Below are 14,220 nucleotides of genomic sequence, written 5' to 3'. Positions count from 1 at the left end.
CCTCACATCCTTCGCTTCGGCTCGCTCGGACGGCCGAGCACCCCGTCGGAAACGTCGATGTCGAAGGGGGCCATCAGCTCGTCGAAAATTTCGCTGACCTTGACCTTCCCGGTGGCCAGCCCGGCGAAGTCCACATTCGGGAGGAGCTCCGATCCCATCAGCGAACTCATTTTCGTGATGGCCTCGACGCGGGCGGCGGTCATCGTCTCGACGATCACGTGCGCGAGCTGCGCCGGCGGCATTTCGCGGTACTTGGTGCCGTGAAACTTCAATTCGGTCAGCTCGCCTCGTCCGTTGAACGAAACCGACAGCGAGCGGTCCTTCGCGCGGGTGGTGGTCGATTCCTCGGACTTGACCTCGAATTCCTGCATGCGGCGCTTCTCCGCGTCCAGGTTGAACTCCGCGGACTCGATCGCCTCGGCCACGTCCCTGTCCTGGGTGTTCCAGTCAGTCGTCATCGTCTGCTTCTCCGTATTCTCCGGTACTGGGCTCTGGATCGAGCGCTCGAACTGAAGTGCTGCCCGTACGGCCGACTACGCCCGGTGGGCCGTTCCGCCCGCCGACGCCCGCGGGCGAGTCCCACGCGCTGGGGTCCGCGACGAGCGGGACGAGCGGAATATGCTGGTGCGTCAGTGCACCTGCCCCACCGCCCGCCATACCACCGGTCATCGGCACCATGTGCGCGGACGCCGAGGTACTGGAGACACCCGAGGCCCGCGCCGCGGCGGCACCGACGTCTGTCGCCGCCATGTTCGCCTGGCTGCTCGACGGCCCGTTCACCGGCGACTGCGGACGGGCGCTCTGCTGCTGGCCCGCCGAAGTCAGGGAGTCCGATGGCGAGCCCGATTTCGGCGACTCGAAGGAATTCGACGTACTGTCGAACTTGACCGATGACGTACCGGACGTGCTCGCGTTCGTCCCGCCCGACGTCGCCGACGCGCCACTCGAGGCACCGGACACGGTCTCGTACGGCACCGAGGCGGACGGCGACGCCGAGGACGTCGTCACGGTGGTCGGCTCGTGGCGGACGGAGCGGCCCGGAGAGCCCTCGCCCTGCGGCCCGGAACCACCACCGCCCCGCACGTCACCTCCGGTCGCCGGAGCCCCCTCGGGCTTCCCCAGTGCTCTCGTGACGAAGCTCGGGCCACTGTGCCAGCTGAACATCTCCGGCCCAGGGCTCGGATCACCGCCCTGCCACGTCGCCGAATACGGAGTTTCGCCGACCGGACCACTGCGCCAGCTGAACATCTCCGGCCCGGGACTCGGATCACCGCCCTGCCACGTCGCCGAATACGGAGTTTCGCCGACCGGACCGCTACGCCAGCTGAACATCTCCGGCCCAGGGCTCGGATCACCGCCCTGCCAAGCCGAATACGGAGTTTCGACCCCGGTGGTCACCGGGTTCCTCCCCCGCCGCACCTGCTTGCCCCCGAGCACCGACGGAACCGAGGAGCCCCCGGAACCCGGTACCTGCTCGCCCGGACAGCTCGACGCCGGATCACCGCCGGAGTAACCACCACCGGACGTACCGCCGATGAAGTAGCCGCTGCCGGGGTTACCGCCTCCGGAGTAGCCACTGCCCGGGTGGCCATCGCCGGGGTAGCCACCACCGCCTGCGTACACCGACGGCTGTTGCCCGCCGGTCCCGCTTCCGCCACCCGTGGCCGAGCCGAGGGGAGGTGCGTCCGGAACCGGGCTCCCGGAGACGGTACGGCCGGGCAGCGCGGTCAGTGCCCGGCCCGCGTCTTCGTACACAATGGACAATTGACGCAGAATCTGCGCCGCCTGGCTGTCGAACTGGGCGTTCCTGGCCGTGGCGGCGGCCGGGTCGGCCGGCTGTGGCTCGGCCGCGAGCGTCTGATCTCGCTGCTGTTTCAGGGCTCGCAATTGCTGTTGCGCCGCGGTCACCGCGAGACCGGCCTGGCGCAGGACGTTGCCGTAACCGGGTTCTGCCAACGACCGCAGCAAGCGCTTCACGTCCGCCGTCACCCGGTCGGCCAGCTCCGAGTGCGCGGTGGCACTGTGCCCCGCCCAGCTGGTCTCCAGTTCGCGGGTCCGGTTCTCGTATCCGCCGATGACGCCCTGGAGATGCTCGGTCACCCGGTCGATGGCGTCGGCCTGCCTGACGAAGGTTTCCGGATCGGCTGCCTCGACCTGGCCGAGCACCATGTCCAGGGTCGGCTGTTCGGGAGCGGGTTCCGGTGGACGTTGCGTCTGGCGGCCCAGTGCGGGAGACATCGATCAGTTCCCCTTGCCGATGACTTCGGGGTTGGCGCGGGCGTCGTCGTCACCGGTCCACGCCCCGGGCTTCGCGTGCATCCATACCTCCGGCTGCCGCTGCTGGTTCTGCTGGCCACCGCCCATGCCACCGCCCATTCCGCCCATGCCCATCGGCATCCCGCCGCCGGGGTACCCACCCATCTGCTGGGCGCCCCCGGTAGTGGCGACGGCCGCGTTCGTCGTGGCGGGCACGCGCCCACCGCCGTTCGGCTGGGTGAAGCCCTGCTGCGCCCCGGTGTTGTTGTCGAGCTGGATCTGGTTGCCGCCGCCCGAGGTCGCGCTGCCGGGTTCGTTCGGCATGACGACCGGGTCGTTTCCGAGTTGCCCACCGCCGACTGTCCGCGGCAGGGTGACCGGATCGTTGCCGGCACCGGCACCGGCACCGGCGCCACCGCCGCCCCCGATCGTGTCGGCGTCCACCGCTTGCAGCGCCGCCTTCTCCGCGTCGTGCAGAGCCTGCGCGTAGGGGGTGAGCTTCCCGTCCGGGGTCTTGTCGTCGTAGTGCGGCAGGTCCGACAGCGCCTTGTGGATGTCGTCCTCGGCCTGCTTCGCCACCTTCGGATCGAGGTGCTTGCTGGGGTCCTTGTCGTCGAGGTATTTCTCCAGCTGTGACTTGCCCGGGTCGCCGCTGTTCGGGTCCTCGCTCCGCGGGTCGCCATTCCCGTTGCCCGTCGCCGACCCGGGATCCGTGTCGCCTCCGGCCTGCAACTTTCTGAGCGCTTCCTGCGCATCCTTCAGTGCCTGCTGACGCTGTGCCTTCTCCTGTGCCTCCGGCGAATTCGGATCCGTCGAGTTCGGATGCTGCGAATTCGGATCGGACGAGCTGTTCCCGTGCTGCCCACCCGAGCCGGAATCACCCGAGCCGCCGGTACCCTCGCTACTTCCGGACCCTGACCCCGGCCCGTAGTCACCGTCGGCTCCGGCCTGCAACTGCTTGAGCGCTTCCTGCGCCTGTTTCAGCGCCTGCTGCCGGGCTGCCCGTTCCGGATCGTCCTTCTGCCGCTGGCTCCCGCCCGAACCCGAACCGCCGGTATCGCCGCTGCCGGGATTGGTCGAGGTTACCGGCGGAATCGCGCCCCCACCCGACGAACCCGGCGAGTCGCCCGAGCCGCCGCCGGTGGCACCACCGCTGGAGCCGGGGTTGCCACCGGTAGCGCTGCCAGTGTCGCCCGTGCCGCCACCGGCACCGGCACCTGGATCGCCGCCGCTGCCACCACCGGTAGCGCCGCCGCCATCGCCCGAGGCGCCCTCGGACTGCAGAGCCTTGATCGCGTTCTGCGCGTCCGCGAGAGCCTTTTTGCGTGCCGCGGCAGTGGGATCCACCTGCTGCCCGCCGGAACCCGGCGAGCCGCTGTTGCCGGTGCCGGACGTTCCGCCGGAACCATTGCCGCCGCCCGCGCCCTGTCCGTTCGAACCACCCGAGCCGTAAGGTTTGCCCGAGCCACCGGCACCATAGGGATCGCTGTAACCACCCTGGCCCTGACCGTACGGGTTACCCGTTCCCTGGCCATACGGATTGTTCAGCCCCTGACCATACGGGTCACCCGGCCCCTGACCTTGCGGAATCACCATGCCCTGGCCATACGGATTGTTCAATTCCTGGCCATACGGATTCCCCATGCCCTGGGCGTACGGGTTGCCCGCCCCTGGTCCGTACGAACTTCCGCCGGAACTGTTGCCCCCGCCTCCGGAATTGATCCCCTGCCCACCACCGTTCCCGCCAAGGCCGAGCTGGGATCCTCCGAGGGCAATCATGCTATTGCCATTGGTGGCGTACTGCGAACACAGTGTCTTGATGTGATTGCTCAGCCTCGGCATCAACCAGTTTTTTTCGATGCGGCTCCTGATTTTAGCCACTTCACCGCCGACGATGCCTCCGGCGATAGCACCGGCGAGGAAACCCAACGGAGGAGGAATAATCGCCAAGGAAATGAGCGGCAGCATTCGCCGCAGGTAGTCGTCGACAGCCTTTTGCTGCCTCCGGTGGCATTCCTCCACGTCCGTCCAGACTTCTACAGCGAACTTCCTGATCCCGGAGTCGATGTTCTTCGCGCTGCTCACATAGCGCCGCATCGCACGCTCGACGTGCTCGACTTTCGTCTGCACCTGGCGAATCTGGGACCTGAACTGCTCGGCCGCCGCACCGGAGAACTGGTCATGCGAGTTGCGGTAGATCTCAGTAAGCTTGGCACTGACGTTCCCGGTGACTTTTTCCACACGGCCGAACGACTCCGCAAGCTTGCCCCACTCATCCGCCACCAGATTGTAGTTAGGGGTGAACTTGTCGTGATCCCCGCCGGGACCGTGCGTCAGGTCATACGTGTCGTGATCGAAGGACTTCCATTTTTTGTACTCGTTGTTCTGTTTCGGAACCGGTGTCTGATCGGATCCCGGCCCTGCCGACGTTCCACTCTTACCCGAGCCGTTCTTCGTTGCCGGATCGGCGTTCGATCCGGTCGAGGAACTGTTTTCTTTCGAATCGGACGACGAGTCAGCCATGGCCAGGAGTCCTTAACCTAGTATTCTTTCTTCGTTGCTCTGTGAAGATGGATGATCTTGCCCAGCCACTCCGTCTCCTACCGCAGCTTCTGCTCATCCTTCGAAGGCTGCGTCTGCTGCGACGCCGGCTCCGGCCGCGCATCCGTCTGCGCCGGCGCCCAATCCCGCTCAACCGACGCCGACTGCACCGGCGACCAATCCGCCACAGAACTCTCCGGCTGCTCCGCCGGAGCCCAGTCATGCACAACCGCACCCTGCTCCGTCGGCGCCCAATCCCGCTCAACCGACGCCGTCTGCACCGGCGACCAATCCGCCACAGAACTCTCCGGCTGCTTCGCCGGAGCCCAGTCATGCACTACCGCACTCTGCTCCGTCGGCGCCCAATCCGACACATGCCCCTTCGGCCGACCCAGCACAAGCGGCTCCTCCTGCTGCTCAGTCATACCGGTAAGCTGCAAGGGAGAGCTGAAATTGCCCCGCTCCACATACCGGGCGTTCGGGGATCCGCCATACGAATACGGGGCACCGGCACCCGGCGACGAGTACCACTGCCCGTTCTGAGGTCCGGTGCCCGGCTGGCCACCGCTCCCATAGCCATAGACACCACCGCCGACAGCGTCATAGCCACCTGAACCACCCATGCCGTAGCCGGAACCGTTCCCACCAGGGCCACCATTACCGTAGCCATAGGCACCACTGCCGTAGCCGGAACCGTAGCCACCACCGCTACCGGAACCACCCATGTCATAGCCGGGACCGCTCCCACCAGGGCCGCCGTTGCCGTAGCCATAGCCGCCATTGCCGTAGCCGTTCGCACCCGAGCCACCGCCCGGACCACCCGCGCCATTGCCACCGCCAGGGCCACCGGTGTCGGCGCCGCCACCCGGGACGGTCAGGTCGTCGGCGATGTTCTGGCCCATGGTGTTGACGTCGTCCATGGCGTTCTGCTGGGCCCGGATCTTGCTGGCGGCATCCTTATCGGCCCCCTGGAGATCCATGGAGACCTTCGCCAGGCCGTCGGCGATGTCCTGAGCGACGGTCTGCAGACTCTGGCCGTACTGCGCCACGCCGTTCTGCCGGTCGGTCAGCCGGTCGCCGAGCCATTTCGCGATTTCGAAGGTCCCCGCGTTGGGGTTGTAGTTCAGCACGTCGGTGAACGCCGAGACATCTTCCACGGCAGCCTGGAGCTCCGCCGAGATTCGACTGGCCCAGTCAGGGTCGATTTTCGTCTCACCGAGCGGAGAGCCTCCGCCCGGGTAGCCCCCTCCGGAGCCACCGCTGGAGTAGGCGCCGCCGTATGCGCTGCCGAGGGGTTCGCCACCGCGGACATACTGCTGGTTATACGGATAACTCATGTCGATGACTCCAGAACGGTTTCCTTCAAGGATGAACCAGGGACGCCTGCCGCCGTGCACAACGTCAGATCGCCGTCCCGTGCCGGGCCGTGCTGGCCGGCCCGGCCGAGCCGGCGAGGGGCACTAGAATTTCTTGGCCGAGTTGCGGTCGTTGTCGCTCATGTTCTGGGAACCACTCGTCGTGAGCGAAGCGGCCCGCGACAGCTCTTTGATCTTTTCGTTCAGCAGGCTGGTGATGTGCTGAGCCTTCGCGCGGTACGCGTGCGCCGCGTCGCCCACGAACTGCTTGTTATCAATCAGCGTATCGACGCTGCGCGAAACCAGGTCGACATCCTCCTGGATCTTCTTGCTCTGCGCGATCAGGGCATTGGCGGTATCCGCCAGCACGCCGTAGTCGTAGGTGATCGTTTCCATGGTTCTATACCTTTCGCTGCACCTGTCGATGTGACGGAACGATCGGGCTCAGCCCAGATAGTCACCAAAGCCGGAACCAGAAGCGGAGACCTGGCTGATCTGGTTGGCGGCATTGTTCGCGGCCTGCGTGTTGTCCTGATCCATGTGCTGCGCGTCTTTATTCGCCCCGTCGAGGACGTCCGCCATATCGTTCAGGTCCCCGACCACTCGTTGGACCATCCCGCGCCATTCTTCGGACATCTTCATGATGGCCTGAGTCATACCGCTCTTACTGCCCTGCAGAGCATTCTCCGCAGCGTTGACCGCCTGACCGGCGTAGCCGGAGATGAGGCTCGCTTTCTCTCGGTGGTCATTGGCTCGCTGCTGGATATCGGCGAAACTGACTTGGGTAAGCTGGGTAGCCACCGCTACACCCTCCTTATGAGTCGACCTGTGCCGTTGCCGGAGGTCCCGGTGCTCGGGTCGCCGACACACGTGTCACTACACATACAAACAGGGCGAGCCCGCGCCGACCGCCTCCGAAGCCGCTCTTGGCGGAGGTAAGGGGGTATCCCTCGGCAGATTTTCCGCTGGTCATCGCCGGTCAGCTCCCTGCGGCCTGGTTGCTCAGCGCGGCCGCCGGGTCGAGCACGGCCCCGGTCGGCAGCAGGTCGAGCAGCGCGCCCGGCACGTCGACGGGCGGCCGGGCGTAGCCGAGGGCGCCCGCGACGGACGCGTTCGCCAGCGGGGACTTCACTCCGGTGGCGGTGACCAGGTATTCGGTGCCCGCCAGGGATCCCGGTGCCGCGACCTCCTTCACAAGCGCACCGCTGCCGCCGGGGATCGACACCTGGTCGGCGATCGTGCCCGCCACGTGCTTGCCGGTCGGGGTCGCCGAGGTGTTCACGGTTCCCACCGGCAACGACAGGAACGTCGTGCTCATGGCCCCGCCGGACGACGGGGCGTACCGGGCGCACGGCACCGTGTCACCCGCGAGCCCGGTCAGCGCGGCGCCGGTCAGTGGCGGTGGATAGCCCTCGGCCAGCTCACCGACCGGCTTGACCGGCACACCCGCCATCTCCCCCGGCCGGATCTCGACCGCTTTCCCGTCCGGGTTCAAGTCCTTGGAGGACACCGAGCCGAGTAGCAGTGCCGCCGCCGTCCGGCTCAGCGGGTTCAGCCCGTCGGCCTGCATGACATACATTTCGTCGCTGCCGATCGCCGGGTTCCGCACCTCGTACACCTGGCCGACGCGGCTCTGCTGTCCGCCGAGTACCGGGCCGGGGTCGCCACTACGCGGGATCACGGGCACCGCCAGATCGCGCCCGGCGGGCAGTGGGTTGAGCCAGGCGGCGGTGACGCGCTGGCCCGGGACACTACCGTAACCCAGCGCGTCAGCCGCGGCGCGGTCGGCTATCCGGTAGCGCTTTCCTTGCCACAACAGGTATTTCGTACCATCTACTGTGGACACCAGTAGACCCTGCCGATCGGACAGTTCGGGTCCGGGACTCCGGCCGAGAATGAGGGTGGTCGTGGGCGCTCCGGCGCCGGGGCCGGTCCCCTTGTCCTGCAGGCACACCGTCCACGGCCCGGTGTCGAGCCGGTCGGGGGCGGGGAGGTCGTCCGGCGCGCCGGGAATGCCGATCGTGCCGCCGATCGCGGTGTCTCCCAACGACTTCCGCGACACCGAAACGACTTCGCCGCCCGAGCCGCCGGTAGCCAGCCGCGCGGACGCGTAGTTCAGCACCGGCCGCAGCTGCCCGTCGAGGTAGAGGTACCGCGCGCCGGTCTCCTTCACCATGACGATCGCGCCGTTCTGTCGCCACGACTCGTTACCGCCCGGCACGAACAGCCCGTAGATCCCGAAGATCGCGACGAGCAGGCCCGCCACCACGAAACCGAGCACGGTGCCGGTCTTCATCCGCCGGTTCGGGGCCTCCACCGCGTCCGGCTTGCCGTGGGTCAGCCCCGCCACCAGGCGGCCGACCACGAAGAAATACGCCTGGACCTGATCCCGCCGCGACTGCATCAGCCGCTCATCCCCCGGACCAGCGCGTACACGTTCAGCACCGCGAGCGTCAGCGGCAGGACCGCGATCGCCGTGAGCGTTTCGAAGATGTCCACCGCGCGTCCCCAGTACGGCCGCAACCGCTTGCCGGGCAGCCGCCTGCTCAGCACCACCAGCAGGGTCCCCGCGGCCAGCGACGGAAGCAGGAGCATTTCCAGCCGCGCAGGGAACTCGACGCCCAGCGCGAGCACCACGGCCGACGCGGCCATCGCGAACCCGCCGGGTGCCAGCATCGCCCACCGCGGCACGGCCCCGTCGAGATGGCGGGAGCGGAGGAACAGCAGCAGGCCGATCGTCGGGGCCAGGATCAGCGGGAAGGTCCCGCCTTCGGCCACCAGGAGATACAGCAGTACCAGCTGGGCCGCGCCGAGGCCGAGGTGCAGCGCCTTCGTGTAGCCGACGGCGACCGCGCCGCGCTCGACCACCACGCGATGCGACACCGGGTCGATCTCCTCGCGCAGTTCCTCGGCGTTGGTGGGCAGCATCGGCAGGGTGAGCCCGCTCAGCCGGAACGCCGTCGTGGGCACGAACATCCCGGCGATCAGCGACACCACCAGCGCGATCGCCGCCGCCTGCCGCACGTCCGCCGGACTCACCGCGGCGACGACGCCGAACACCAGCAGAATCAGCACCCCGGTCAGCGCGCCGGTGAACAACAACGCCGCGTCGGCGACCACGGCCAGCCCTGCCGACAACGCGGCGAGCACCCCCGCGGCGGCGCCGGTCAGCGCGATCACCGGCTGGGCGGACGGGTCGATCACGAGCACCAGCAGCCAGCCGGACGCGCCCGCGTAGCAGGGCGCGACCGCGGCCAGCAGTACCGCGATGACGAGTTCGCCCGCCGCTCTGGCCAGCACTCCCGCACCGACCACCAGCACGACGGCGACACCGCCCGCCAGCAGGCAGCGCGGCAGCGCGGGGCCGTCGAGCAGCAAGGTCACCAGCGCCACCAGCAACCCGGCGACCGCGCCCAGCGACAGCATCCACCGGGTCCGGTCCGGCGACCAGGTACCGGCGTCCTCACGGACCTGCTCGGCTACTCCGTCGACGAGGTCGTCGTAGTCGATCGGCGAGAACTGGTCGGCCCGCGGCCGCAGGTACAGGATTTCGCCGTCCATCAGGTTCAGCTCGGCGGGCGTGCGGTCCTCGTCCAGCGGCAGTTCGCCGAGCCGCTGCACGACCCAGCCCTCGTGATCGGCTCCCTGCTCCACCCATTCCGCGCCGAACTGCGGCAGCACGGCGGGCAGCAGGTCCACCAGCGGCACCTCGGCCGGGAGTGCCACGTCGGTGGCCGTGGTGCCCAGTACGAACCGTAGCCTTCCCGGCGCGCTTGTGCGATGCTGTGTGCGCTCTTCCATGTCGAGTGTCCGGATCCTTCCTGCCAGGGCGAGAACCGAGACGTCGGCGGATCGTAACGATCCGCGCCCGGTCCGCACGTCGCCCGCGAGGGCGCCGGCCGGGAATCAGGGGGAAACCCTCCGGCAGAAGGAGAGCGCTGTGGGCACGATGTTGTTCAGCAGGAGGTCCCGTCGTACCGGGCCCCGGCCGCCCGACGGTGAAATCGAGTTGCAGGAACCGCCCGCGGTCCCCGAACAGGCCGACGGCGGTCTCAGCTCCGTGCTGATGTACGCGCCGATGGGGCTCAGCTCGCTGGCGATGGTGATGATGTTCGTCCGTCCCGGCTCGGGCACCCTGGCCTATCTGGGCGCCGGGATGATGATGCTGGCCGCGGTCGGCATGCTCATCGCCCAGCTGATGCGCAACGCCGTGTCCCACAAGCAGAAACTCCACGGCCACCGCCGCGACTACATGCGCTACCTGACCCAGCTGCGTGCGACGATGCGGGAAGCCCTGCTCCAGCAACGCAAAGCCGCCCGATGGTCCCACCCCGACCCGGGCGCGCTGTGGTCGCTGGCACTGGGCTACCGGCTCTGGGAACGACGCCCCGCACACGAGGACTTCGGCGAAGTCCGGCTCGGCCTCGGGACACAGCGGTCCGCGTTGAAACTCGTACCACCGGAAACCAAACCGGTCGAAGACCTCGAACCGCTGACCGCACACGCCCTGCGCCGGTTCCTGCGTGCCTACTCGACCCTGTCCGAAGCGCCGATCGCGGTGTATCTGCGGGGTTTCGCGCAGATCCAGCTCCAGGGCGACGAGGGCGCCGTGCTCGATCTGGCGCGGGCCATGCTCGCGCAGGCCGTCACCGCACACGCACCCGGCGACCTCACCCTCGCCGTCTGCGCGGGCCCGGCCGAGCGCGAGCGGTGGGACTGGGTGAAATGGTTACCGCACAACCAGGATCTCGACTCCCAGGACGCGACCGGGCCCCGGCGCCTGGTCGGCGACAGCGTCGCCGAGCTGGAAGACCTGCTGGGGGGCGCCGCCTTCGCCGGACGGCCCGCGTTCGAACCGGACACCCCGGTCACCCCGTCCGAACCGTTCACGATCATCGTCCTGGACGGGGTTTCCGCGCCGCCCGATCACCGGATGCGGCACGGGGGCTACCGCAACGCCGTGATCATCGACGTCTCCGCTGCCCTGCCGTGGGAACACCGGCCGCACGCGCTGTACCTCGATGTCGAGGGCGACCAGGTCGGCACGGTCTCCTTCGACCGGCTCGGCAAGCCGCACACCAGCCCGCTGTGCACACCGGACCGGATGAGCGAGCGGGCGGTCGCGGCGCTGGCCAAGGTGATGGCGCGCTACCGGGCGGGTGAGGCCACCGAAAACGACGAGCCGCTGGCCACCGACTACGACCTCGCCGGGCTGCTGGGCATCGGCGACATCCGCACGTTCGACCCGAAAAAGTACCGCTTCGACCGGATGACCGCCCGGCGGCGGCTGCGGGTACCGATCGGCATCGCGGGCAACGGCGCCCCGATCGAGCTGGACATCAAGGAGCCCGCCGAGGAGGGCATGGGCCCGCACGGAATGTGTGTCGGGGCAACGGGTTCCGGGAAGAGCGAGCTGCTGCGGACGCTGGTGCTGGCACTGGCCACCACGCACAGCTCCGAGGAACTGAACTTCATCCTGGTCGACTTCAAGGGTGGCGCGGCCTTCCTCGGTTTCGACCGGCTTCCCCACACCTCGGCCGTGATCACCAACCTCGAGGACGAGCTCGAACTGGTCGACCGGATGCAGGACGCGCTCACCGGCGAACTCAACCGCAGGCAGGAACATCTGCGCGCGGCGGGAAACTACGCCTCGCGCCGCGACTACGAAGCCGCCCGCGCCCAAGGCGTCCCGCTGGAACCGATGCCCGTCCTGTTCGTCGTCGTCGACGAGTTCAGTGAAATGCTGGCCAGCAAACCGGACTTCATCGAGGTTTTCGCCATGATCGGCCGGCTCGGGCGCAGCCTCGGCGTGCACCTGCTGCTGGCCTCGCAGCGGCTTGACGAGGGCCGCATCCAGAAGGTGGAGACGCATCTGTCCTACCGGATCGGCCTGCGCACCTTCTCCGCGATGGAAAGCCGCAGCGTCATCGGCGTCCCGGACGCCTACGAGCTGCCGAACGCCCCAGGCAACGGCTACCTGCGTCCGGACACCCAGACCCTGGTGCGGTTCAAGGGCGCCTACGTTTCCGGCCGCTACCGGCCCGCGACCCGTCGCAGGCAACGCGGCATGGTGGCCGAGCACCTCGCCGCGTTCGGCACCGAGTACGTGGCGCCCCGCGTCGAAGCCGAGCCCGAGATCGAAGAGCCGGAGGAAACCGACGGCCCCGAGCAGACCATGCTCGACGTGCTGCTCGAACGACTGGAGGGCATCGGCCCGCGCGCGCATCAAGTGTGGCTGCCGCCGCTGCGGGAACCCGCGACGCTGGACCAGTTGCTGCCTCCGCTGATCGACGACCCGGTGCTCGGACCGCGTCCGGTGGGCGAACTGCAGGCGGGCGCGCTCACCGTCCCAGTAGGACTGGTCGACCTGCCCGCCCAGCAACGGCGCGAGCTGCTCACCGCGGACCTGGCGGGCAGCAAGGGAAACGTCGGTGTCGTCGGCGGTCCGCAGAGCGGCAAAAGCACGCTGCTGCGTACCCTCCTCGCGGGGCTGGCGCTGACCCACACCGCCGAGCAGGTGCAGTTCTACTGCCTCGACTTCGGCGGCACCCTGACGTCGCTGGCGAAACTGCCGCACGTGGGCAGCGTGGCCAACCGGATGGACCGCGACCGCGTCACCCGCACCGTGCTGGAAATGCTGAACCTCATGGCACGCCGGGAAACCCTGTTCGCCGAGCACAACATCGACTCGATGAGCACCTACCGGCGCGCCCGTGCCCAGGGCGCGTTCCGCGACGTGGATCCCTACGGAGACGTGTTCCTGGTCGTCGACGGCTGGTACACGGTGCGTCAGGACTTCGACGAGCTCGAAGACCCGTTCACCCAGATCGCCGCGCGCGGCCTCAGCTTCGGCGTCCACCTGGTCGTCGGGGCCGGCCGCTGGTCGGAAATGCGGCCATGGCTGCGCGACGTGCTGGGCACCCGCTTCGAGCTGAAGCTCGGTGACTCCATCGAATCGGAGATCAACAGCCGCGCCGCGGCCACCGTGCCCAGCATCCCCGGCCGCGGGCTCAGCGTGGACAAGCTGCACTTCCTCACCGCGCTGCCGCGTATCGACGGTGTCTGCGGCACGGACGACCTCGCGGAGGCCACCACGAAGCTGGCCAACGCGTTCGTCCTGCCCGGCGCCCCGGCCGCGCCGAGGGTACGGCTGCTACCGCACGAGCTGACCACGCGCGAGCTGCCCCCGCCCGGCGCTCCCTCGCCCGAAGCGGAGGTCAACGTGACACTGGGCGTCGAGGACGTCGGGCTTTCCGTGCAGTGGCACGACTTCGACGCCAGCCCGCACCTGATGATCTTCGGCGACGCGGAAACAGGGAAGACGAACCTGCTGCGGCACATCGCCCAGTCGATCGCCACCTACTACCCGCCGAGCGAGGCCAGGGTGATGTTCGCCGACTTCCGGCGTGAGCTCTACGACTGCATCCCGCAGGAGCACCAGATCAACTACACGGTGGCCGCGGACGCGCTCTCGGGACTGCTCGGCGAAGCGGCGGAACTGCTGCAGAAACGGGTGCCAGGCCCGGAGATCACCCCCGACCGGCTCCGCAAACGCGACTGGTGGACCGGCGGGCGGCTGTTCATCATCATCGATGACTTCGACATGACCGAAGGCGGCGGCTACGGCAACGACCCGCTCGCCCCGCTGCTGCCACTGCTCGCGCAGAGCGCCGACATCGGCCTGCACCTGATCATCGCCCGCAGCACCGCGGGCGCCAGCCGCGCCATGATGAACCCGGCGATCCGCCGGATGTGGGAACTGGGCACCCCCGCGCTGCTGTTCTCCTGCCCCCGCGACGAAGGTACGTTCCTCGGCAACCTCAAGCCACGGACCCTCCCGCCAGGCCGGGCCCAGTTCGTCAACCGGCGCCGCGCGATCCGGCTCGTGCAGACACCATTGGTACCCGGAGCCGCACCGAAGCAGAACTGACCCGCGATCGGCCGCCGCGGCGGGACGGGGCGTGTGTCACCGACGAGACGAGGAACACGCGTTGCCGAGGGCCGGGGGGGGGGGCCGGGGGGGGGGGCGCGCCCCCCCCCGCCCGGCCCCCCCCCGTGCGAGGCCGAC

General features: G+C 68.5%; 9 protein-coding genes. 1 reads left to right on the top strand and 8 read right to left on the bottom strand.

What is annotated here, in order from left to right; translation table 11 throughout:
* Positions 1 to 2: 2 nt before the first annotated feature.
* From ACFWX1_RS02320 to eccD, 8 genes are all read right to left on the bottom strand, one after another.
* The gene (locus ACFWX1_RS02320; protein ID WP_378383005.1) at positions 3 to 458 is read right to left on the bottom strand and encodes a YbaB/EbfC family DNA-binding protein; all 456 of its coding nucleotides are present in this window, start codon (positions 456 to 458) and stop codon (positions 3 to 5) included.
* The gene (locus ACFWX1_RS02315; RefSeq protein ID WP_378383004.1) at positions 448 to 2,238 is read right to left on the bottom strand and encodes a hypothetical protein; all 1,791 of its coding nucleotides are present in this window, start codon (positions 2,236 to 2,238) and stop codon (positions 448 to 450) included. Before ACFWX1_RS02315 ends, ACFWX1_RS02320 begins: the two co-directional genes overlap by 11 nt.
* A gap of 3 nt (positions 2,239 to 2,241) precedes the next feature.
* A complete protein-coding gene (locus tag ACFWX1_RS02310; protein ID WP_378383003.1) occupies positions 2,242 to 4,779 on the bottom strand; it encodes a hypothetical protein in 2,538 nt (845 codons plus the stop codon).
* Positions 4,780 to 4,856: 77 nt separating this feature from the next.
* Positions 4,857 to 6,134, bottom strand: a complete 1,278-nt coding sequence (locus ACFWX1_RS02305) for a hypothetical protein (protein WP_378383002.1) — start codon at positions 6,132 to 6,134, stop codon at positions 4,857 to 4,859.
* A gap of 123 nt (positions 6,135 to 6,257) precedes the next feature.
* Entirely contained in the window at positions 6,258 to 6,548 is a 291-nt protein-coding gene (locus ACFWX1_RS02300; protein ID WP_378383001.1) for a WXG100 family type VII secretion target, read from the bottom strand.
* Between the two features lie 48 nt (positions 6,549 to 6,596).
* Complete coding sequence (locus ACFWX1_RS02295) at positions 6,597 to 6,953, bottom strand: hypothetical protein (protein ID WP_378383000.1); 357 nt, start codon at positions 6,951 to 6,953, stop codon at positions 6,597 to 6,599.
* Between the two features lie 178 nt (positions 6,954 to 7,131).
* Positions 7,132 to 8,556, bottom strand: a complete 1,425-nt coding sequence (gene eccB / locus ACFWX1_RS02290; protein WP_378382999.1) for a type VII secretion protein EccB — start codon at positions 8,554 to 8,556, stop codon at positions 7,132 to 7,134.
* Positions 8,556 to 9,953 carry a type VII secretion integral membrane protein EccD gene (gene eccD / locus ACFWX1_RS02285; RefSeq protein ID WP_378382998.1) on the bottom strand — a complete coding sequence of 466 codons (1,398 nt, stop codon included), beginning with the start codon at positions 9,951 to 9,953 and terminating at the stop codon, positions 8,556 to 8,558. Before eccD ends, eccB begins: the two co-directional genes overlap by 1 nt.
* Before the next feature lie 148 nt (positions 9,954 to 10,101).
* Here eccD and eccCa point away from each other — a divergent pair, with 148 nt between their 5' ends.
* Positions 10,102 to 14,082: a type VII secretion protein EccCa gene (eccCa, locus tag ACFWX1_RS02280; RefSeq protein WP_378383147.1), complete on the top strand. Its 3,981-nt coding sequence runs from the start codon at positions 10,102 to 10,104 to the stop codon at positions 14,080 to 14,082.
* The last annotated feature ends 138 nt before the right edge of the window (positions 14,083 to 14,220 follow it).

It is taken from the genome of Amycolatopsis sp. NPDC059021, from assembly GCF_042739895.1.
Classification (GTDB): Bacteria; Actinomycetota; Actinomycetes; order Mycobacteriales; family Pseudonocardiaceae; genus Amycolatopsis.
This window is presented reverse-complemented; position numbering and strand designations above follow the sequence as displayed.